Annotated in this window: 21 protein-coding genes, 1 tRNA gene, 1 other RNA gene and 1 pseudogene; 12 read left to right on the forward strand and 12 right to left on the reverse strand. The window is 69.8% G+C overall.

What is annotated here, in order from left to right:
- Positions 1-250: 250 nt before the first annotated feature.
- The 7 genes and pseudogenes from OU787_RS14790 to ffs all read right to left on the reverse strand — a co-directional run bounded on the left by OU787_RS14790 (position 251) and on the right by ffs (position 7,024).
- On the reverse strand, positions 251-778 hold the full coding sequence (locus OU787_RS14790) for a SigE family RNA polymerase sigma factor (protein WP_081967245.1): 528 nt from the start codon (positions 776-778) through the stop codon (positions 251-253).
- A 269-nt stretch (positions 779-1,047) separates the two neighbouring features.
- Positions 1,048-2,331 (reverse strand): aspartate kinase, encoded by a 1,284-nt coding sequence (locus OU787_RS14795; RefSeq protein ID WP_030463234.1) that lies wholly within the window; start codon positions 2,329-2,331, stop codon positions 1,048-1,050.
- A 268-nt stretch (positions 2,332-2,599) separates the two neighbouring features.
- Positions 2,600-3,274 carry a DUF5063 domain-containing protein gene (locus OU787_RS14800; protein WP_030463235.1) on the reverse strand — a complete coding sequence of 225 codons (675 nt, stop codon included), beginning with the start codon at positions 3,272-3,274 and terminating at the stop codon, positions 2,600-2,602.
- A complete protein-coding gene (gene recR, locus OU787_RS14805; protein ID WP_030463236.1) occupies positions 3,267-3,866 on the reverse strand; it encodes a recombination mediator RecR in 600 nt (199 codons plus the stop codon). The genes OU787_RS14800 and recR overlap by 8 nt, the downstream gene beginning before the upstream one ends.
- Positions 3,867-4,192: 326 nt before the next feature.
- The gene (locus OU787_RS14810; RefSeq protein WP_030463237.1) at positions 4,193-4,510 is read right to left on the reverse strand and encodes a YbaB/EbfC family nucleoid-associated protein; all 318 of its coding nucleotides are present in this window, start codon (positions 4,508-4,510) and stop codon (positions 4,193-4,195) included.
- A gap of 187 nt (positions 4,511-4,697) precedes the next feature.
- Positions 4,698-6,865, reverse strand: a pseudogene (locus OU787_RS14815) (DNA polymerase III subunit gamma and tau).
- A gap of 62 nt (positions 6,866-6,927) precedes the next feature.
- An RNA gene (ffs, locus tag OU787_RS14820) (signal recognition particle sRNA small type) lies at positions 6,928-7,024 on the reverse strand.
- A 139-nt stretch (positions 7,025-7,163) separates the two neighbouring features.
- Between ffs and OU787_RS14825 the strand changes: the two genes are divergently transcribed.
- The 4 genes from OU787_RS14825 to OU787_RS14840 all read left to right on the forward strand — a co-directional run bounded on the left by OU787_RS14825 (position 7,164) and on the right by OU787_RS14840 (position 8,878).
- Positions 7,164-7,248: transfer RNA gene (locus OU787_RS14825), tRNA-Ser, on the forward strand.
- A 94-nt stretch (positions 7,249-7,342) separates the two neighbouring features.
- Positions 7,343-7,621: a CopG family transcriptional regulator gene (locus OU787_RS14830; protein ID WP_268659602.1), complete on the forward strand. Its 279-nt coding sequence runs from the start codon at positions 7,343-7,345 to the stop codon at positions 7,619-7,621.
- Positions 7,618-8,037, forward strand: coding sequence for a PIN domain-containing protein (locus OU787_RS14835; RefSeq protein ID WP_268659603.1), 420 nt, complete (start codon positions 7,618-7,620; stop codon positions 8,035-8,037). The genes OU787_RS14830 and OU787_RS14835 overlap by 4 nt, the downstream gene beginning before the upstream one ends.
- Positions 8,038-8,209: 172 nt before the next feature.
- Positions 8,210-8,878 carry a hypothetical protein gene (locus OU787_RS14840; RefSeq protein ID WP_030464708.1) on the forward strand — a complete coding sequence of 223 codons (669 nt, stop codon included), beginning with the start codon at positions 8,210-8,212 and terminating at the stop codon, positions 8,876-8,878.
- A gap of 455 nt (positions 8,879-9,333) precedes the next feature.
- On the opposite strand, the gene OU787_RS14845 is transcribed toward OU787_RS14840, so the two are convergent.
- Positions 9,334-9,900, reverse strand: a complete 567-nt coding sequence (locus OU787_RS14845; RefSeq protein WP_268659604.1) for a GNAT family N-acetyltransferase — start codon at positions 9,898-9,900, stop codon at positions 9,334-9,336.
- Positions 9,901-9,928: 28 nt separating this feature from the next.
- Positions 9,929-10,342: an NUDIX hydrolase gene (locus tag OU787_RS14850; protein WP_268659605.1), complete on the reverse strand. Its 414-nt coding sequence runs from the start codon at positions 10,340-10,342 to the stop codon at positions 9,929-9,931.
- Positions 10,343-10,665: 323 nt separating this feature from the next.
- On the opposite strand from OU787_RS14850, the gene OU787_RS14855 reads away from it, so the two are divergent.
- The 8 genes from OU787_RS14855 to OU787_RS14890 all read left to right on the forward strand — a co-directional run bounded on the left by OU787_RS14855 (position 10,666) and on the right by OU787_RS14890 (position 16,976).
- Complete coding sequence (locus OU787_RS14855; protein ID WP_268659606.1) at positions 10,666-11,874, forward strand: XRE family transcriptional regulator; 1,209 nt, start codon at positions 10,666-10,668, stop codon at positions 11,872-11,874.
- A gap of 104 nt (positions 11,875-11,978) precedes the next feature.
- Positions 11,979-12,182, forward strand: coding sequence for a hypothetical protein (locus tag OU787_RS14860; RefSeq protein ID WP_268659607.1), 204 nt, complete (start codon positions 11,979-11,981; stop codon positions 12,180-12,182).
- 66 nt (positions 12,183-12,248) lie between these two features.
- Entirely contained in the window at positions 12,249-12,989 is a 741-nt protein-coding gene (locus OU787_RS14865; protein WP_268659608.1) for a hypothetical protein, read from the forward strand.
- A gap of 2 nt (positions 12,990-12,991) precedes the next feature.
- A complete protein-coding gene (locus OU787_RS14870; RefSeq protein WP_268659609.1) occupies positions 12,992-14,293 on the forward strand; it encodes a UDP-N-acetylglucosamine 1-carboxyvinyltransferase in 1,302 nt (433 codons plus the stop codon).
- 2 nt (positions 14,294-14,295) lie between these two features.
- Positions 14,296-15,339, forward strand: a complete 1,044-nt coding sequence (locus OU787_RS14875) for a serine hydrolase domain-containing protein (protein ID WP_268659610.1) — start codon at positions 14,296-14,298, stop codon at positions 15,337-15,339.
- A gap of 11 nt (positions 15,340-15,350) precedes the next feature.
- Entirely contained in the window at positions 15,351-16,424 is a 1,074-nt protein-coding gene (locus tag OU787_RS14880; protein WP_268659611.1) for a UDP-N-acetylmuramate dehydrogenase, read from the forward strand.
- A complete protein-coding gene (locus OU787_RS14885; protein WP_268661980.1) occupies positions 16,421-16,699 on the forward strand; it encodes a hypothetical protein in 279 nt (92 codons plus the stop codon). The genes OU787_RS14880 and OU787_RS14885 overlap by 4 nt, the downstream gene beginning before the upstream one ends.
- 37 nt (positions 16,700-16,736) lie before the next feature.
- A complete protein-coding gene (locus OU787_RS14890) occupies positions 16,737-16,976 on the forward strand; it encodes a peptide deformylase (protein WP_268661868.1) in 240 nt (79 codons plus the stop codon).
- Between the two features lie 127 nt (positions 16,977-17,103).
- Here the strand turns inward: OU787_RS14890 and OU787_RS14895 are convergent, their stop codons facing one another.
- The 3 genes from OU787_RS14895 to OU787_RS14905 all read right to left on the reverse strand — a co-directional run bounded on the left by OU787_RS14895 (position 17,104) and on the right by OU787_RS14905 (position 19,486).
- The gene (locus OU787_RS14895; protein ID WP_268659612.1) at positions 17,104-17,754 is read right to left on the reverse strand and encodes a hypothetical protein; all 651 of its coding nucleotides are present in this window, start codon (positions 17,752-17,754) and stop codon (positions 17,104-17,106) included.
- 236 nt (positions 17,755-17,990) lie between these two features.
- Positions 17,991-18,344 carry a hypothetical protein gene (locus OU787_RS14900; protein WP_268659613.1) on the reverse strand — a complete coding sequence of 118 codons (354 nt, stop codon included), beginning with the start codon at positions 18,342-18,344 and terminating at the stop codon, positions 17,991-17,993.
- Positions 18,345-18,712: 368 nt separating this feature from the next.
- Positions 18,713-19,486: a TIGR04255 family protein gene (locus OU787_RS14905; RefSeq protein ID WP_268659614.1), complete on the reverse strand. Its 774-nt coding sequence runs from the start codon at positions 19,484-19,486 to the stop codon at positions 18,713-18,715.
- Between the last annotated feature and the right edge of the window lie 56 nt (positions 19,487-19,542).

Genomic DNA, 19,542 nt, shown 5'->3' on the forward strand with positions numbered 1-19,542 from the left:
CTGTCCGCCGGTGGAGTCGCCGGAGAGGCTGAACGGCTGGGTGACGTCCACCACGGGCAGCGCGGCGATGGCGGCGGCCAGCACCACGGCTCCGCCCAGGGCCCGTCGGCGCACGGCGCGGCGGCGCGGCACGGCGGCGCGCAGCCGGGGCAGCGCGCCGGGCCCGGGTTCGACGGTGGCGACGGCGCGGTGCAGCCGTTCGCGGAGCCGGTCCTCGGTAAGCGCGTCGTCCGGGCGGGGGGGCCTGCCCTCAGTCATCGGCGTGCTCCATCCGCACCCGCAGGGCGGCGAGCCCGCGCGATCCGTACGCCTTCACCGAGCCGATGGAAATGCCGAGCACCTCCGCGACCTGAGCCTCCGTCAGGTCCGCGTAGTAGCGCAGCACCAGTACCTCCCGCTGACGGCGTTGCAACCCCCGTAGCGCGGCCTTGAGTTCGTCGCGCTCCAGCGCATCGTAAGCCCCCTCTTCTGCACTGGCCATGTCAGGCATGGGCTTGGGCAGCAGTCGGAGGCCGAGCAGGCGGCGGCGCAGGGTCGACCGGGACAGGTTGACCACGGTCTGCCGCAGGTAGGCGAGCGTCTTCTCGGGGTCGCGGACCCGGCGCCGGGCGGCGTGCACCCGGATGAACGCCTCCTGCACGACGTCCTCGCAGGAGGAGAGGTCGTCGAGCAGCAGCGCGGCCAGCCGCAACAGGGATCGGTAGTGGGCCCGGTAGGTGTCGGTGAGCTGGTCGACGCTGGCCCCGGTCGCGTCCGCTGCCGCCGCAGCAAAGCCCATCCGACTACCGCCCCGCCGGGCCGCCCCGGGCAGGGCGACCGCCACCGCCGCCCCGGTCACGTTCATCACGATGGTTGGACACACGATCCCCTGTCCTGGTTGCCCCGGCCCGGGGGCATTCTTGCGAGAAGGGGAATCCCCCTCCCGAGCGCACTGGCTCCGAAGGGGGATTCTGGCAGACCCGGCGGACGGGCCGGGTCCGCTTCACCCGTCCCGCACACAACCGTTGCGGTGTGGGTATCCGGCGGACCCGGACGGGCCGCGCCGCCTCAGCGGCCGGTGCCGCCGTAGACGACCGCCTCGTCGCTGTCGCTGTCCAGGCCGAACGCGGTGTGCACGGCCCGGACCGCCTCCGGCACGTCCTCGGCGCGGGTGACCACCGAGATCCGGATCTCCGAGGTGGAGATCAGCTCGATGTTCACGCCCGCCTCGGAGAGCGCCTCGAAGAACGTCGCGGTGACGCCCGGGTTGGAGCGCATGCCGGCGCCGACCAGCGAGATCTTGCCGATCGCGTCGTCGAAGCGCAGCGACTCGTAGCCGATGCCCTCCTTGACCCGGTTCAGCGCGTCGATCGCCTTCTGGCCCTCGTTGGTGGGCAGCGTGAAGGAGATGTCGGTCAGGCCGGTGGCCGCGGCCGACACGTTCTGCACGACCATGTCGATGTTGACCTCGGCATCCGCGATCGCGCGGAAGATCCGGGCCGCCTCGCCCGGCTTGTCGGGCACGCCGACGACGGTGACCTTGGCCTCCGACGTGTCGTGGGCGACTCCGGAGATGATGGCCTGCTCCATCTCGCCCCCTTCGGGCTTCTGGTTCGGGTTGGTGCCGCTGACGATCGTCCCCGGCAGACCGGAGAACGACGATCGTACGTGAATCGGGATGTTGTAGCGCCGCGCGTACTCCACGCAGCGGTCGAGCAGCACCTTCGAGCCGGACGAGGCCAGCTCCAGCATGTCCTCGAAGGCGATCCAGTCGATCTTGCGGGCCTTCTTGACCACCCGCGGGTCGGCGGTGAACACGCCGTCCACGTCGGTGTAGATCTCGCAGACCTCGGCGCCCAGCGCGGCCGCCAGGGCCACCGCGGTGGTGTCCGAGCCGCCGCGGCCCAGCGTGGTGATGTCCTTCGAGACCTGCGACACGCCCTGGAAGCCCGCCACGATGGCGATGTTGCCCTCGTCCAGGGCGGCCCGGATGCGGCCCGGCGTGACATCGATGATGCGCGCCTTGTTGTGGGTCGAGTCGGTGATCACGCCGGCCTGGCTGCCGGTGAACGACTGGGCGTCGAAGCCCAGCGTCCGGATCGCCATCGCCAGCAGCGCCATCGAGATGCGCTCTCCGGCGGTCAGCAGCATGTCGAACTCACGGCCGGACGGAATAGGGGTCACCTGTTCCGCCAGCTCGATGAGCTCGTCCGTGGTGTCACCCATCGCGGAGACCACGACGACGACCTCGTGGCCGGCCTTCCTGGTGTCCACGATGCGGCGGGCGACGCGCTTGATGCCTTCGGCATCCGCGACGGATGAGCCGCCGTACTTCTGCACGACAAGGCCCACGGGGGCTCCTCGACTCGGGGTGGTAGGTCGCGGCCAGTCTAACGAGCAGGGGTTCTCCGGCCGACGCTTTCCACATGGTGAGATGCGAATATCGCACTCTGGTCACCGCCGACCGGCAGGTCTGCGGGCCCCGGCCGCCCGTCCCGAAGAATCGCCGCCCGGGCCCCGCCCGCCACCCGGAATCTTCGCCTCCGCGCCGCGGATGACGGATGCGTCACACCCCGGCGCGGGAACCCCTCCGGCAGCTCCGCGGAGCCCCTGGGCACGTCTACAGCCCGAGCTCGGCCGCCATCAGGTCGCCCGCCTGCTGCTCCAGCTGCTCGTCCGTCAGCCCGTCGTCGTCGGTGTCCGCGCCGTCCGGCACCGCGCCCAGCGGCGAGTCCAGCCGCACGTGCGCGATCAGCGACTGCAGCGCGCGCAGCACCGCCGAGCAGGTCGAACCCCAGTTGGACAGGTACGAGAACTGCCACCACCACAGCGCCTCCGAGACCCGGCCCTCGCGGTAGTGCGTCAGCCCGTGCCGCAGCTCGCTGACCACCCCCGCCAGGTCGTCCGAGATCCGGAACGCGCTGGGCTTCTCCGGCGGCCCGTACGGGTCGAAGACCTCGTGGTAGACGTCGATCGGCGCCAGCAGCTCGGCGAGCCGCTCGCGCAGCTCCACCCCGTCCGGCTCCGGGCCGGCGTCCGGCTCGAAGCGGTCATCCGGCAGCACGTCCTCGATCGCGCCCAGCCGGCCGCCCGCCAGCAGCAGCTGGGAGACCTCCAGCAGCAGCAGCGAGATCGCGCTGCCCGGTTCGTCGCCCTTGGCGACCTCGGTGACGGCCAGCACGAAGCTCTCCACCGAGTCCGCGATCTGCACCGCGAAGTCGTCCGGGGCCTCGGTGCGGCCCAGCGGGCCCGGCAGTCCGTCCGTCAGGTCAGTGGTGTCGGTTCGGTCAGACATCGAGCAGTCGTCTCCCTTCGAACGCCCGGCCGAGGGTGACCTCGTCGGCGTACTCCAAGTCCCCGCCGACGGGCAGTCCGCTCGCCAGCCGGGTGACCTTGAGGCCCATCGGCTTGCACAGCCGGGCCAGGTAGGTCGCGGTCGCCTCCCCCTCCAGGTTGGGGTCGGTGGCCAGGATCAGCTCGGTGACCGTGCCGTCCGCGAGCCGGGTCATCAGCTCGCGGATCCGCAGGTCGTCCGGACCGACCCCCTCGATCGGGCTGATCGCCCCGCCCAGCACGTGGTAGCGGCCGCGGAACTCGCGGGTCCGCTCGATCGCCACCACGTCCTTGGGCTCCTCCACCACGCAGATCACCGCGAGGTCCCGGCGCGGGTCCAGGCAGACCCGGCAGTGCTCGGCCTCCGCGACGTTGCCGCAGACCGCGCAGAACCGGACCTTCTCCTTCACCTGCTGCAGCGCGTGCGCCAGCCGGCGCACGTCCACCGGATCGGCCTGCAGGATGTGGAAGGCGATCCGCTGGGCGCTCTTCGGACCGACTCCGGGCAGCCTGCCCAGCTCGTCGATCAGGTCCTGCACCACGCCCTCGTACACCGCCACGCCTTCCTTCGACCGGGGCTCGCGCCCCGGTGCCGTCTCCGGTGCCATCATCCAACGAATCGGGCGCCGGACACACCGCCCGACGCCCTACTGGCCATAAATCACATCGCCCGTTACCCGGGGTTCCGCGCCGTGCGCCCGGCGTGCCCGGCGCGTGCGGCGTGCCCGGCGCGTGCGGGGTGCCCGGTGCGTGCGGGGTGCCCGGTGCATCCGGTGCTCCGGTGCTGGTCGCTCGAACGGGACGGGACGGGACGGGCGGGCCGGGCAGGCCGGGCGGGCCGGGCCGGGCCGGGCGCACGGCGCGGGGTTCGGCCTGGGGGTCAGAACGGCAGGCCGGGAATGCCACCGCCGCCGCCCAGGCCCTGGGTCAGCGGGCCCATCCGCTCGGCCTGCAGCTTCTGCGCCGCCGCGGCGGCGTCGCGCACCGCGGCCACCACCAGGTCGGCCAGGGTCTCGGTGTCCTCCGGGTCGACCGCCTCCGGGGAGATGGTCAGCGCGACCAGCTCGCCCGCGCCCGTCGTGGTCGCCTCCACCAGGCCACCGCCCGCGGAACCCGACACCCGCGCCTCGGCCAGCTCCTGCTGCGCCCGGGCGAGGTCCTCCTGCATCTTCTGCGCCTGCTTCAACAGCTGCTGCATGTTCGGCTGCCCACCAGGGAACACGGAACTCTCCTCGATCCGTCGACACTGCACACACCGGCGCGCGCCCGGCCGAAACCGCCCGCACCGGCACCTCGCCCCCGAGCCTACGCGGCCGCCCGTCGGCCCCACGTCAGTTCCGCCCGCTCCCCCGCCGCGGTGGGGGCGGGGGCACGGGCGGCGGGGATCAGCTCGGACGGTGGTGGATCTCCTCCAGCACCGTCGCGCCCAGCTCGCGGACGATCAACTCCTGGGCGGAGAAGACGTCCTCGTTCAAGTCCGGGTCGTCCTCCTCCGGGACGTCGTCCTCCGGCGCCACCGCGGGCGGGGCCTGCACCGGCTGCGGCCGCTGTTGCTGCTGCGGCTGCTGTTGTTGCGGCGGCTGCGGGGAAGGGGCGGGCGGCGGGACCGGGGCGGCGGCGGGGGCAGGCGCCGGCTGGGCCGCCGGGGCCGGCTGCTGATACTGCGGCGCCGGTGCCTGCGGGGCCGGGCGCGGGGCCGCCGGAGCGCCCCAACCGCCGGCCGCGGGCGCCGGGGGGCCGAGGACTGGGCGGACGGCGGGTTCGTCGCACCGGACGGGTCGACGATGCACTCCACCCGCCAGTCCACGCCCAGCGCGTCCGACAGCGCCTGCTTCAGCACCTCGTCGCTGTGACTGCCGACGAAGCTGTCCCGGGCGCCCGCGTTGACGAACGACACCTGCAGCGTGCTGCCGTCGAACCCGGCCACCTGGCCGTTCTGGCTCAGCAGGATCCAGGTGAACCGGCGGCGGTTCTTCACCGCCTCCAGGATCTGCGGCCACATCTGCCGGATCTGCCCGGCGCCCTGCTGCGCCGCCACCGAGGGCTGCGCACCGACGGGCGGCTGCGGCTGCGACTGCGGCTGCGCGGGGGCCTGTTGGACTTGTTGGACTTGCTGGACTTGTTGGATCTGCTGGACGGGGGCGGCGGGGGCCTCCGGCGCAGCCGGCTCGGCGGGCGGCTGCTCGCCGGCCGAGAAGCTGCGCGGGATCGGCCAGGCGCCCGGGGTGGCACCGGCCGGAGCCGAAGCTGGAACCGGGGCCGGGGCCTGGGCCGGGGTCTGCACCGGCGCAGGGGCGGGAACGGGGGCGGGGGCCGGCGCGGGGGCCTGCTGCACCGGGGGTTCGGGCGCGGCGGCCATCGGCTGGAACGCCACCGGGGCGGCGAAACCGCCCGTGGCGGCCCGGCGCTCCAGCTTGTCCAGCCGGGCCTGCACCGAGAGCTCGTCGCCGTACGCGCCGGGCAGCATCACCCGGGCGCAGATCAGCTCCAACTGCAGCCTGGGCGCGGCGTTTCCGCGCATCTCGGTCAGGCCGGTGTTCACCAGGTCCGCGGCGCGGCTCAGCTCGGCCGGGCCGAAGCGGTCGGCCTGCGCCTGCATCACCGCGATCCGGTCGGCCGGAGCGTCGATCAGGCTCTTCTCCCCCGCGTCCGGCACGGTGGCCAGGATCACCAGGTCCCTCAGCCGCTCCAGCAGGTCCGTCACGAACCGCCGCGGGTCGTGCCCGCCCTCGACCACCCGGTCGACCACCTGGAACACCGTCGCGCCGTCCTGCGCCGCGAACGCGTCCACCACCTCGTCCAGCAGCGCCGCGTCGGTGTACCCCAGCAGCGCCGTCGCCATCTGGTACGTCACACCGGCCTCGCCGGCGCCCGCCAGCAACTGGTCCATCACCGACATCGAATCACGCACCGAACCCGCGCCGGCCCGCACCACCAGCGGGAACACCGAGTCCTCGACCTGGATCTCCTCCCGGCCGCAGACCTGCGCCAGGTAGTCGCGCAGCGTGCCCGGCGGCACGAGCCGGAACGGGTAGTGGTGGGTGCGGGACCGGATCGTCCCGATCACCTTCTCCGGCTCCGTGGTGGCGAAGATGAACTTCAGGTGCTCCGGCGGCTCCTCCACCACCTTCAGCAGCGCGTTGAAGCCGGCCGAGGTCACCATGTGCGCCTCGTCCAGGATGAAGATCTTGTACCGGCTGTGCACCGGCGCGAAGAACGCCCGCTCGCGCAGCTCGCGCGCGTCGTCCACACCACCGTGCGAGGCGGCGTCGATCTCGATCACGTCGATCGAGCCCGGACCGCCCGTCGCCAGGTCACGGCAGGACTGGCACTCCCCGCACGGATCGGGGGTCGGGCCCTGCTCGCAGTTCAGGCAGCGGGCCAGGATGCGGGCGCTCGTCGTCTTTCCACACCCGCGCGGCCCGCTGAACAGGTACGCGTGGTTGACCCGGTTGTTGCGCAGGGCCTGCTGGAGCGGGACGGTCACGTGCTCCTGCCCGATGACCTCCGCGAAGGTCTCGGGGCGGTAGCGGCGGTACAGGGCTAGGGACACACCCCCGAAGATATCGGGACCGGCCGACAAACGTGGCCGCCCACCCACCAACACCCCGCAAACGCAAGGACCCCTCGCGCACCCGCCAGAGCCCTCCTACCCTTGCTGCCTTCCGGCCCTGGGGGGGTTCAGAGAGATGACGCCACACGAGGGGCTGCCCCAAGAGTAGCGGATCCCGGCCCCCACTCCCCCCACCCACCCCCGAACACCCCCCGATCTCCGATCCCCAGGCCACCCCCACCCCCACCTGCGAGACCGTGGTCGCAACCACCCCTCTCCATGTACTAAGCTCTCCCACGGAGGATTCGCCTAGAGGCCTAGGGCGCACGCTTGGAAAGCGTGTTGGGGGCAACCCCTCACGAGTTCGAATCTCGTATCCTCCGCCTGATCGAAGGCCCGGACCGCTCAGCGGTCCGGGCCTTCGGCGTTTCCCGAGAAGCCAGACCCCCCTGCTGTATGGCGAGTATGGTGGCTTGTATGGCATCCAAGAAGGTCACCGTCACCCTTCCCGAGGAACTGCTGGACGAGATCCGCGCGGACAGTGCCGAGCGCGGCCTCTCCGCCTACGTCGCCGACGCCCTCCGGGCCAAGCGCGACCGTGACCGTCTGCAGGAACTGGTCGTCTGGTTGGAGGAAGAGCACGGGCCGGCCCGCAGTGACGAACGGGCTGCCGCCTACGCGGAGTTGGACGACCTCGACGCGGAGCACGACCGGCGCCGGGCGGCCCGAGGCAAGAGCAGCGGGGCGGCTGCGTGAAGAAGCGCGCCGAGGAGGTCCGGCGGCTGCGCGTCTTCGTGCTGGACAGCGAGGCACTGTCGCTGGCGGTCCGCGGTGATCGGATGATGATCGCCCGCCTCGACCTCGCCGCCCGCGGCGAGGCGGAGATCGTCACCTCGCCGATGACCTTGGTCGAGGCGTACGACGCGCGCACCACGGAGCAGCGCTGGGACTGGGTGCTGTCCCGGGTGAACGTCGCGGAACTGGGCAAGGACGAGGCACGACAGGCCCGTCGGTTGTTGGCGGACGCCGGCCTGCACGGGCACAAGTACGCGATCGACGCCGTGCTCGCGGTGGTGGCGCTGCGGCAGCGGGGCCAGGTGACGGTCTTCACCTCCGATCCGGAGGACCTAGAGAGACTGTTGCCGGACCACGTCGTGGTGCTGAAGGTCTGACCCTCCGGCCCTTCCCGGTCGCGGCACCGCACTCCGCCGGTTCCATGGACAGCGATCCAGTGTCGAAGCAGTCACGGATCAGCGAACACCCGTCCCGAGGACTCGGGCCGAGGCTTCGATGTCGGCTACACCTGCTTCACCTCGATCCACCGTCCAGGAGCGTGCCGTCCATATGGTCCCCACCCCAGTCGTCCTGACGAAGGCGTCCCCCACCGTCTCCCTGGACAAGCACGGCGTGACGTCAGGTCTCATCCGGGTCAACCTGAACTGGACGTCGGCCCAGGCCGCCGCTCAGCAGAAGGCCGGAGAGGTACGCGGCATCTTCCGGAAGATGCGGGCCTCGTTGCAGGCCTCGGCGGTCAAGGACGTGGACCTCGACCTCGGATGCATGATCAGGTTCAGTAACGGCCGCAAGACCGTCGTCCAGGCACTGGGCAACTCGTTCGGCTCGGTGGACCGCTTCCCGTACGTCGCGCTCGACGCGGACGACCGGACCGGTGCGCGGGCTACCGGCGAGAACCTCGTGATCAACCTGGATCACCAGGCCGAGTTCTCGAAACTCCTCCTCTTCGTCTACATCTACGAGGGATCCGGGGACTTCCGCGGCCTCGACGCGGTGGTGACCCTCACCTCCGACCGCGGTGACCGCTTCGAGGTGCGCCTCGACGAGTGCCCACCGCAAGCGCACGCGTGCGCGATCGCCCTGATCAAGCGGCAGAAGGGCGAACTCGTCGTCGGACGCGAGGTCAGGTGGTTCACCCCGAAGGACGGCCCGGGGATCCAGGACGTGATTTCCCGGGCGTACCGGCTCGGCATGAAGTGGACTCCGGGCCGCAAGTAGAACCGCGGGCAACAGATCGACTTCCCGTTCCGCTCGGATCGAGGCACCCCGCCGCCTCAGCTACGCCGTTCCACCCGACGCCACGGGGGACGCCGAACTGCGCCGACACAGAACATGCGATTACCGCCATGCGCGCGATGGTGACCCTGCGGCGGCGGATCCAGGCGGCAGTCACTTCATCGTCTGCCGTGCTGCACCGCCGTGATCTCGGCTCTGGTCTCATTCACCTCGATCCAACCGGGTTCAGCCTCTGCCCGACGAATCACTCCGCCGCAGGTCAGGATGGCCCTGAACGTCGGTGGACGGGGTTCAGGAGAATTGGAAAGCGTGTTGGGGGCAACCACTCACGAGTTCGAATCTCGTATCCTCCGCCTGACCGAAGGCCCGGACCGCACAGCGGTCCGGGCCTTCGGCGTTCACAGTCTCGACCTGTTTCTTTTTTCCGAGCTCCAATCTCAGCGCTCGTTGGCAACGCCCCCCAGCCCATCGGGCGGCTCCCACGCGCGCTCAAGGATCGAGTGGGTGATCGAGTCGCGCCAGGCGCCGCGGACGAAGACGTGGTCGCGGATCCGACCGTCCTCGGTCATGCCCGCCCGCAGGAGAGTGCGGGCGGATGCCTCGTTGAGGGGCGAGCGGGCGGCCCAGATGCGGTGCAGGCCGAGGATGTCGAAGCCGAGCGCGCAGAGCAGGTGGACGGTCTCCACGCCCCTCTCCCGCTCGGCCGGGTGGAGGGCGAACCCGATCGTGGCCGCCTGCTGCGGCTCGGTCGCCAACCACGCGTAGCCGATGAGCCGTTGGTCGCCGGGGTGGGTGATGGCGAGGCAGTACTCGGTTCTCGGTGTTTCGGCCGCGGAGGCGATGGAGCGGTCGATGATCGTCTGGACCTGCTCGACGGTGCGGGGTTCGAAGCTGAGGGGCCGGGTGGCCTCGGGATCTCCGTAGATGGCCAACAGCGCACTCTGGTCATCGGATTCGACTTCCCGAAGTGCCAAGCGCGAGCCGGACAGATGGACCGGATCCACGAATCAGGCGCCCTTCGGTTCAGCGTGGTCATGAAGGGAGCGTGATGTTCAGGTACTCCTGCACCGGATCGAAGAGTCCGTACGGCACGTACTCGGGGATCTCGGCAAGGGCCACCCAGGCGAGCGCGTCCAACTCCTCGGTGTCCACCACCTCGGCGATACCGCTGACAACCTCGCAGGCCGTGTAGGACATCAGCCGGCCGGTCTTCGGGTGGACGCGCTCGCCGAGGAGCCTGACCGCCACCACTCCGAGCCCGGTCTCTTCCGCGGTCTCACGGACGGCCGCCTGCTCGGGCGATTCGCCGAACTCGATCTCGCCCGCCGGAAACTGCCACGAGAGCTGGCCTTCGCTGATCCGCCGCCGGACCATCAGGAGGCGGCCTTCTCGGACCACGATCGCAGCAGCAATCCCCGCACGGTCTTCGGCAGTTCGCCGTGTCACGCCAGCTCCTCCAGAGCGGGGCAACAAGCAAGAGAAGAGCCTATCGGCCTCGGGGACGGATGAACCCGGCCTTCGAGCAACCGCTCCTGGGCTCCCGACGACGTCGCATCTGGCTGCCGAACGACGGATGTGCTCACTTTTCTGGTGCCCGCTCCCACGAAGCTCGATACGGTAGCGGTCTGTAGCTGGTCGAACACGATCCGCGGGGGTCTGCGGTGGGGGACAACGGCAGGACGTTCGGGGCGTTCATCTCGCTCAGGCGGTCGACGCTGGGGTGGACCCAGCTGCGACTGGCTGCCGAGGTCGGTCGCAGTGAGGACTGGATGTCCCTGGTCGAGCGGGACATGCAGCAGGTCAAGGACCTGACACTCCTCCAGCGCTTCGCCGACGTCCTGGAGGTCGGCCTTGCCGAGCTGATCGCCTTGCCGCAACCGGCTGCTGACCGACCGAGATCACGCCCGCGGAAGCCCACCTCGGCTACGCTGACGAGCACTTCCGCTGCCGAGGAGGACGATGTGCGTCGCCGCCCGTTCATGGCCCTGGCGGCTGCCGCCCTGTTCGCTCCGGCCGTTGGAGAACCGGCCGCGCACGCCGAGGCGACGACGTCGCTGGGCGGGCTGGAGGACCTTCTCCTGTACGGGACGGACCGGGTACCGTCCCCCCGCCGCGAGCCCACCTCGGCAACCGTGGCAGCCTCCCTGGTGGCGTCCCGCCGGGAGTTCAAGGCGGCTCGGTACGACGTCCTCGCCGAAGCCCTGCCTGGTCGGATCGCGGCTGCGCAGTTGCTCGGCACGTCCGAAGAACGCGGCCGCAACGTGGCCCAGCTCTACAACGTCGCCGTCCGACTGTGCATCAAGGCCGGCGACAACAACCTGGTGGCCATCACCGCCGACCGGGCGCTGACCTCCGCCCGAGCTGGAGGAGATCCGCTGGTCGTCGCCGAGGCACAGCGCATGGTGTCCAGCGCTTGGCGGCGCCAGGGCAGCCTGGCGCGGGCGACCGACATCGTGGTGGTCGCGGCCGAGGAACTCCTCGCCGACACCTCCGTACCGGAGGTTTCCCGCCTCGCCACCCGCGGCGACCTCTACGCCACTGCCGCCTACACCGCCGCGAAGAGCGGAGACCGCTCCTACGCGCACGCCCTGATCCGGGAAGCCGTAGACAGTGCCGCTGCCTCGGGCCGGATCTCCGGACTGGTCGAGGGTGCACAGGGCGTCGCCCTGCACGAGTTGTCGGTGCACTACGAGCTCGGTGACGCCGGCCGTGCGATCGAGTTGGCCCGCACGATCGATCCCACCTCGCTGCCGACTGCCGAACGGCAGGCCCGGTTCTTCATCGACGTGGCCCGCGCGTTCGACCAGTGGGGCAAGCCCGAGCAGTGCTTCAAGGCCCTGATGGCCGCCGAGGAGGCCGCCCCGCAGGAGGTCCGCCGCGGCGCCGTTCGCGACCTCGCCTCCGGGTTGCTGCGGCACGACCGCAAGCTGCCGGGTGTCCGGGACTTCGCCGCCCGCGCAGGTGTGCAGATCATCTGACCCGTAACCGGACTACGACCCGTAATCCGGCTACGGATCCGGTCTTCAGCCGAGCAGTTCACTGGGGAACGTCCACCCCCGCTCATGCTGCCAGAGGCCTTCCCATGCCAACGCACAGCACTCCCCTGCCCGTTGTCGGTCCCCGGCACGCCGCTCCGCCCGGCCGTGACCGGCTCAGTGCCTTCCTGACGGCTTCTTGGACCGCTCTGCACCTGCCCGTCATCGTCCTGCTCGGCCTCTCGGCGCACCACCAGGCCGAGGCCGGTTCCCCGGTGGTCGCGACCGCCCCCGACCTGCCCGTCTCATAGGTCCCACGGGTCGTCGCGACGACCCCGCGCCCTCTTCCACTCGCCCGTCCGAGAGGAGAACCAGCCATGCACCGGCTGCCCGAAGCGCCCACGATCAACGCCTCGCTGGCGCGCGTCGACTACCGCACCACCCCCGAGTACTACATCGACACCGAGCAGGTCACCGATCCCGTGATCCTGCAACTGTTGAGCTGCTGCCCGACCGTCTTCGGTCTCAAGAAGGCCGTCTCCGACCTGCTGACCGAGCAACTGGACATCGCTCTGCCCGAGCCCGTCGGAGTCATCGAGCCCGGCGCCGTCGTCCGCGGCCGGGTGATCGTGGCGGCGGGAGCCGTCATCGCGGAAGGCGCGTTCGTCACCGGCCCGGTACTGGTCTGTTCCGGCGCGGTGGTCGAGGCCGGCGCCCGGGTCCGGGACAACACGGTCATCGGCCCCGGCTGCCGGATCGGCTTCGGCGCCGAAGTCACCCGTTCCCTGCTGGCAGGCGGCGTCTTCATGAAGCACACCAGCTTCGTCGGGGACTCCGTGCTCGGCCTCGGCGTCAACATCGGCGCGTTCGTCTCCACCACGGGCCTGCGGGTCACCTCCGGGCCGGTCACCGAACCGGCCACCGAGGAGGTCTGCGCGCGCCTCGACGGCCACCGGATCGCCACCGGACAGACGAAGTTCGGCGCGGTGATCGGCGACGGCGTGATCGTTCCCGCCGGCACCGTGCTCCAGCCCGCCACTCTGATCGGCGCGCACACCCTGCTCTATCCGAAGACCCAGGTCGGTGGCTTCTTCCCCGCCGGAAGCCAAGGAAGGTGACCGTGCCCACCACCGACACCACCGTGCTCGACGAGCGGGCCGTGCGGATCACCGGCGGTCAGCGCCTGGTCGGCACTGCCACCGTGCAGGGCAGCAAGAACACCGCCCTCCACCTGTACGCCGCCACGATCCTCGCCGACGACCCGCTGACCCTGATCGGCGCTCCGGAGATCCTGGACACGGGGGTGGTCGCAGACATCCTGCACCACACCGGCACCCGTGTGACGGTGACCGGGGACGAGTTCGCCACCCGTCCGGCCGACTCCTACTTCCCGGTCATCCCGGACGACCTCGGACGGCGCATCCGCACCACCGCAGTGATGGGCGGAGCTCTGCTGACCCGCGTCGGCAAGGTCACCTTCCCCACCCCTGGCGGGGACGCCTTCTGCGCCCGCTACATCGACCGGCACCTGGCCGCGATGGAAGCCGCCGGGGCCGAGGTCGAGGTGAGCCGGGGCCGGGTGCGGGCCCGCTTCACCGGCAAGCGGCTGCCGTTCATCACCGACGCCGAGACCCGCTCGTGGGGGCCGAGCCTGGGTGCGACGGTCACCGCGATGCTGCTGGCCGCCCGTACCCCGGGCACCTCCGCGATCCTCAACCCCAGTGTGGAGCCCGAGGTCACCCACACCGCCGCCCTGCTCTCGCAGGCCGGCGTCGGCATCGAGTGGCGGGGCAGGACGGCCCTGAACGTCACTGGCACCGACCGCATCCGGGGCGGGGTGTTCACCGTTCCGCCGGACCGGCTGGAGGCCGCCACCCTCGCGCTGGCCGCCGCCATCACCGGCGGCGGCGTCCACCTGGACCGTTTCCCGTCGGCCGCGTTCCCGGACGGGCTCGTGTCGGTGTTCGCCGACGCCGGAATCCAGCTCGACCCGCTGGACGGCGGAACGGCCGTCAGCACCCCGGCCGGGCCGCGGCCGGTCCAGATGGCCACCGGCCCTCACCCGGGCTTCCCGACCGATGTGCAGCCGCAGCTGACCGCCTTCCTCACCCAGGCCGAGGGCGCCTCCCGCATCGACGAGCGGATCTACACCCAGCGCGACACCCACCTGTCGGCCCTGGCCGCGTTCGGCGCCGCCGTCAACGCGACCGGCTCGGTGATCACCGTCCGGGGCCGGTCCGCACTCACGGGCACCGGCGTGGCCGGGGAGGACATCCGGGCGGTGACCGCTCTCGTGATCGCCGCCCTGGCCGCCGAGGGCACCTCTACGATCCGAGGGATGTACCACCTGCGGCGCGGATACGGCAGCCTGCTGCCGAAGTTGGCCGCGCTCGGAGCCGACTTGACGATCGATCAGGAGTAGCCGTGACCAACACCGTGCCGTGGACCCCGAACGCGCTCGCCGACCTGCGCGAGTGCCTGGACCTGATGACCACAGACGGCACCGTACCCGGCGGCGTCATCGCCCACGGCACCTTCGACACCCCGCCCGACTACCTGGCCTCCGGCATCGTCGCTCCCGAGTGCGGCGACGCCCGGCCGGGGCCGGACACGGTGTACGACGTGGCCTCGCTGACCAAGGTCCTGGCCACCTGGCCGCTGGTCGGTACCTCCCTCATGGATCGCTTCACCCTGGACACCCCGATCCGCGAATTGCTGACCGGCATCCCGACCGAGGCACCCGGAGGCCGGGTGACGGTGCGCCAGGTCCTGGCCCACACCTCCGGCCTGCGGGCCGACACCCGCCTCGACCAGTACCGGCATCGCGCCGAGCCGTTGGCTGACCTGATCTGCGGAGAGCCGCTGATCGCCGACCCCGGAGCGGGTCACCGCTACATCAACCGCGGTTTCATCCTCCTCGGACTGGCCCTGGCCCACTACCGCTGCCAGCGCCTGGACGAGCTGGCGGCCGAGCTCTGGCAGCGCCTCGGCATGACCGCCACCACCTATGGGCCGGTCGCCCGCTCTGCCCGCGTGGCCCCTACCGAGCAGCGGTTGACCGGCGGGCCCCGACTGTGGGGGATGCCGCACGACGACAACGCCGCCCTGCTCGGCGGCGTCGCCGGCCACGCCGGGGTGTTCACCACCCCGGCCGACCTCGCCACCTTCGCCACCCACCTGCTGACCTCGCACTCCACCGATGGGCCCCTGGGCCGCTGGCTCGTCCACAGCATGCAGCCGCAGGCCGAGATCGAGCCGGGCCTCGACCGTGGCCTGGCCTGGATCCTCGCCGACGAGGGCCGGATCGCCTACCACCACGGCTTCACCGGAACCAGCCTCTACCTCGACCCGGCCACCGGCCGCTACCTGGCCATCTGCACCAACGCCGTCTACCACCACCAGGACAACCGCACCCGCCTCGCCCCGCTGCGGGCCCTCGCCCTCAAGGCCATCACCGACGAACCCTAGGAGGGCCACCCGTGCCCAGCACCACGCTCGCGTCCCTCACCACCCTGCGGCTCGGTGGCCCCGCCAGCAACGTCCTGCAGGTCGCCGACCCCGACGACTGGTTCGAACTGGTCCGGACGATCGGCGACCGGCAGGAGGACGCACCCCTCACCCTCGGCCACGGCAGCAACGTCATCGCCTCTGACACCGGCCACGAGGGCACCGTCGCCGTGATGAACACCCGAGGCATCACCGTGAAGCGGGTGGCCGACGACACGGTGGCCGCGACCGTCCAGGCCGGCCACCCGCTCGCCGACCTCGTTCAGTGGGCCGCAGCCGAACACCTCACCGGAATCGAGTGCCTGGCCGGCATACCTGGCACTGTCGGCGCCGCCCCCGTACAGAACGCCGGCGCCTACGGCCAGCAGATCTCCGACACCCTCGACCACCTCGCCGCCTGGGACTGGGACATGGGCCGACTGCGGACCCTGCCCGCCCAGGCATGCCGCCTTCGCCACCGCGACAGCCGATTCAAGAACGACCCCGGCCGCTGGACCATCCTCACCACGACGTTCCACCTCACCCGCTCAACGGCTGCCCCGATCACCTACCAGCCGCTTGCCGACGAACTCGGCGTCCACGTCGGTGCCCGACCGCCCGTCGCCGAGGTGGCTGCCGCCGTCCTCGCCAACCGTCACCACCGTGGACTCCTCCTCGACCCCCACGGTCCCGACGCCCGCCAGGCCGGATCGGTCTTCCTCAATCCGCTGGTCTCCGCCGCCCAGGCCGCCCGCTGGTCGGCTGCTGGCTGTCCGGTCCACACCGACAGCGACGGGCAGCTGCGGGCCAGCGCCGGCTGGCTACTGGAGCACATCGGCTACCGCCCCGGCTACAAGATCGCGGACGGCATCCGCTGCTCGGAACGCCGCACCCTCACCCTTACCACCCACGACGGAGCGACCGCGACGGGCTTCGCCCAGGCCCTCACCGAGCTCTCGGCCCAGGTCGAGATCGCGACCGGGATCAACCTCCGGCCCGAACCGACGTTGGTCGGCGCCTGGACCGCCATCGCCAACGACCCGCAGCAATCCAAGGAGGTCAGGTGACCGATGTCCGGCCCAGCCAGCAGATGCAGTCCCTCGGCGTCATCCAGGAGGGCACGCCCATCCTCGCCATGCCCGCTCACCCCTTCGACCTGCCCACCGAGCGCGAGGCCGCCGAGCAGGTCATCGAGAAGCTGTTCACCGCGCTGGAGCGCATCGGCAGATCCACCCCTTTGCCAGGGACATGGGCATCGCGGCACCGCAGATCGGGATCGGCCGGGCCGCCGCCATCGTCCAGCCCGCTTCTCCGGAGGCTCCGGCGATCCCCGGATCATTGACCGCTCCGTCGAGGCGGACGAGCACTTCGAGGGCTGCCTGTCGTTCTTCGACGTTCGCGGCTTGGTACCCCGGCCGCTGCGGATCACCGTGGAGGCCACCACCCTGGACGGCCAGGTGGCCACCACCACCTACGAACGCGGACTCGCCCGCCTGATCCATCACGAAGTCGATCACCTCGACGGCCTGCTCTACACCGCACGCATGGCCGCTGGCGTCGAGCCCATCCCTGCCGAGCAGTACCGGCAAACAGGCCAAGCGTGGTCCTACCGGCAGTGAGCGCCAGTACAGCTCGCGCTGAGCGCTCACGGTCAGCGATGTCAGCAGGTCGCCTGCACTCTCATGATCACCACGCCGACGCTTCCCGATCGTAGAGGTGCAGCTGCCCACCCTTGTAGGTCACGCTCTATGAGCTCTCGCTGTCCGTCACCTCGTGACTGCTCACGTATTCCGCGGCTGTCAGCTCGAACATGGTGGCGGCCTTAATCGGGATCACTATCAGCCCGACCTGCGCACCCGACTCGTACACGACTTCGTTGGCCTCGTCCCAGACGCCAGCCCACTCGTCCCGATCCTTCGCGTGGCGCAATACCAAAATCACCTGGGCTTGCGTGGGTTGCATCGGGCTGTCTTGAAAGATGCGAACATGATCAAGCACTTCGGCGAACTCGGGATCCTCCTGGACCTTCTCGCGCAAGAAGGCAAACAGAGGCTTGGCAACATGATCCAGACAAGCCTCTGCTACATCGGGACGTTGGCGCAGGAATGCGAGACGTCGCGCGACATTTCCGTAGTCCTTCTCGTCTTGATACGACGGAAGGGGTTCCCGGTGCAAGAGAATCGATTTTTCGACTGGAATCTCGACTCGTAGGTCGGCAACCCACTTCTCTCCTTCTGAACGCCACGGGGGAGTCAGCGGAAGAAGGTATTCCACCTTGCCATTGGCCACATTGCCGATCCGTGACGAGTCAAAGTGCACCGACGCGTCATACACGGGCACCACACCGATCCAAGGGTGCTTCTCCTTGCAGATGTCGCAGCCCTGGGTGGTGATCATGCCCCTTCGAAGGATTGCGGCATCCTCCGTGCGGGCTTCCAACGCGCCTTCGAAGACACCGAGTGTTCGACTTGGTCCACGCCAGAGGGACGTCGGTGCACCCATATAGAGGAGAGGGATCTCCTCCAAGATATGTCCTTGGCGGAACCTGTTGAAAGAGGCCTTGTAACTATCCTCCCAAGAGGTCGCCCCCAGCGGATCAGGCACGTGGACGGGCTCTTCGCTAGACGTCGTTGTCACCAGCCTTCGGGCGTTGCATCTGGCACGGGTGCACTCGCTCCGCCGACCTGCACGGCCGGCGTCCGGTCAACTGCCTGAGGCGTGACTGGGCTAAAGGTGCGGCGGACTTCGTCCAGCAGCTCATCAAGCGCTGAACGGTCATCGGCCGCTGCGAGGATGCGCTCGCGCCACGTCGGCGTGCCGATGTTCAGCCATCCCTGAGCGCCCCGCTCGCTCAAAGCGTCGACCATCAGGCGGACCAACGCGTGGACCTTGTAGAGCTGGCGCGTGGTGCCATGCCGTGGCGAGTTGCGGTTCTTCCAGGAGTAGTAGGTTGCCCGAGACAGGCCGAGGGCATCTGTCAGCTCCACAATGCTGACGGAGAGCCATCGACTGAGCTCTTCTCCACACACGTAAGCGAGACTTGGCGGGGGCTCCTGCACAACGACAGGATGAGTCGGGGAAGCATCCAGACGTTGCCCGCTGTGCCTCGATCCCGTGTGAACCAGCGACGTCTCTTCGACCAAAGGCCATGCAGTCGGTCTCTCGACTCCCGTGTCTACCCATGGCATCGCCTTTACGGGCTCTGCGAAGGTTGCGCGCGCTACTCGGAGCATCTCAAGCGCGCAGGGCACACGGTATGCGCCGAAGTGCGTGTGTCGGCGCGGGAAAAGGTCTTGGACGACGTCGCGAGCAACCGAAGTCTCATAGACCGGGACTGTCTGCAAGGAACTGCCCCCTACGAGAAGTACTTGAAGAGATCTTCCGTCACGGTGGCGCGGAAGAGCAACCACACTCGCTCATGAAGCGCATTGGCGGTCTGACTGATCTCTGTCACATCGAACCCGCGCTGAGATTCACGGTAGATGTCATAGTCGAGAAGGTACTTCTTACTGCCTTCGGTGTCAGAGAAGAGGCCATGACGGAAGATGCATTGGATCTCGTCGTCGACCTTAAGTGCGACCCGCTGCTCCGTGGCCCAGATGGCCTGCGCAACGGGGCTGTCCTTTGCTGCAAGCCCGAGAACGTGGTCCGGGATCAAGCCATCCCAGGTCTCGTGCCCGTCGGGCAAGGTGATCTGGTTGACGTACCGGAGTCCTACACGGCGCACCTGGGTGGGTGCGATCACGTCGGCGACGGCAGCGATCAGCTTTGTCAGGTTTTGCGAATAGTCTTGCCAGCCAGCGTATGACCCGGTCTCCATGGCCACGCTGTCTGGGTTCAAACTGACCACCTTGGTGCGGTCAGGCTGCGCGATCTGCCATGCAAGCCGTGGCGGCTGCTGGCCGATGCCGGTCGGGCCGATCACTCCTACGAGAAGTTGTTGACCTTGGATCTCCGGCCACGCCTGCCGTCCGAGCACGTTCTGTAGCGCTCGCGCGTCCTGGCGGGAAACGTCACCAACATCCTCGAAATGCACCTGGGCGGCCACGAGAGCTAGGGGGGAGTGATCCAGACGCTCATGAGGCTGAGGCTGGCTAGCGATGGCGCTCCATACTCCCGATGTGGACATAATGTAGACACTACCCTCGGGTGGAGGGTCTGTCACCGGCGACGCTCGACGAATCT

Source organism: Kitasatospora sp. YST-16 (assembly GCF_026802215.1).
GTDB lineage: Bacteria > Actinomycetota > Actinomycetes > Streptomycetales > Streptomycetaceae > Kitasatospora > Kitasatospora cineracea.

Bases quoted from the DNA above. Each gene is read 5' to 3' on its own strand.
- OU787_RS14790 (WP_081967245.1), bottom strand. From the start codon at position 778: ATGGGCTTTGCTGCGGCGGCAGCGGACGCGACCGGGGCCAGCGTCGAC.
- OU787_RS14800 (WP_030463235.1), bottom strand. From the start codon at position 3,274: ATGTCTGACCGAACCGACACCACTGACCTGACGGACGGACTGCCGGGC.
- OU787_RS14810 (WP_030463237.1), bottom strand. From the start codon at position 4,510: ATGCAGCAGCTGTTGAAGCAGGCGCAGAAGATGCAGGAGGACCTCGCC.
- OU787_RS14830 (WP_268659602.1), top strand. From the start codon at position 7,343: ATGGCATCCAAGAAGGTCACCGTCACCCTTCCCGAGGAACTGCTGGAC.
- OU787_RS14840 (WP_030464708.1), top strand. From the start codon at position 8,210: ATGGTCCCCACCCCAGTCGTCCTGACGAAGGCGTCCCCCACCGTCTCC.
- OU787_RS14855 (WP_268659606.1), top strand. From the start codon at position 10,666: ATGTCCCTGGTCGAGCGGGACATGCAGCAGGTCAAGGACCTGACACTC.
- OU787_RS14860 (WP_268659607.1), top strand. From the start codon at position 11,979: ATGCCAACGCACAGCACTCCCCTGCCCGTTGTCGGTCCCCGGCACGCC.
- OU787_RS14865 (WP_268659608.1), top strand. From the start codon at position 12,249: ATGCACCGGCTGCCCGAAGCGCCCACGATCAACGCCTCGCTGGCGCGC.
- OU787_RS14895 (WP_268659612.1), bottom strand. From the start codon at position 17,754: ATGATCACCACCCAGGGCTGCGACATCTGCAAGGAGAAGCACCCTTGG.
- OU787_RS14905 (WP_268659614.1), bottom strand. From the start codon at position 19,486: ATGTCCACATCGGGAGTATGGAGCGCCATCGCTAGCCAGCCTCAGCCT.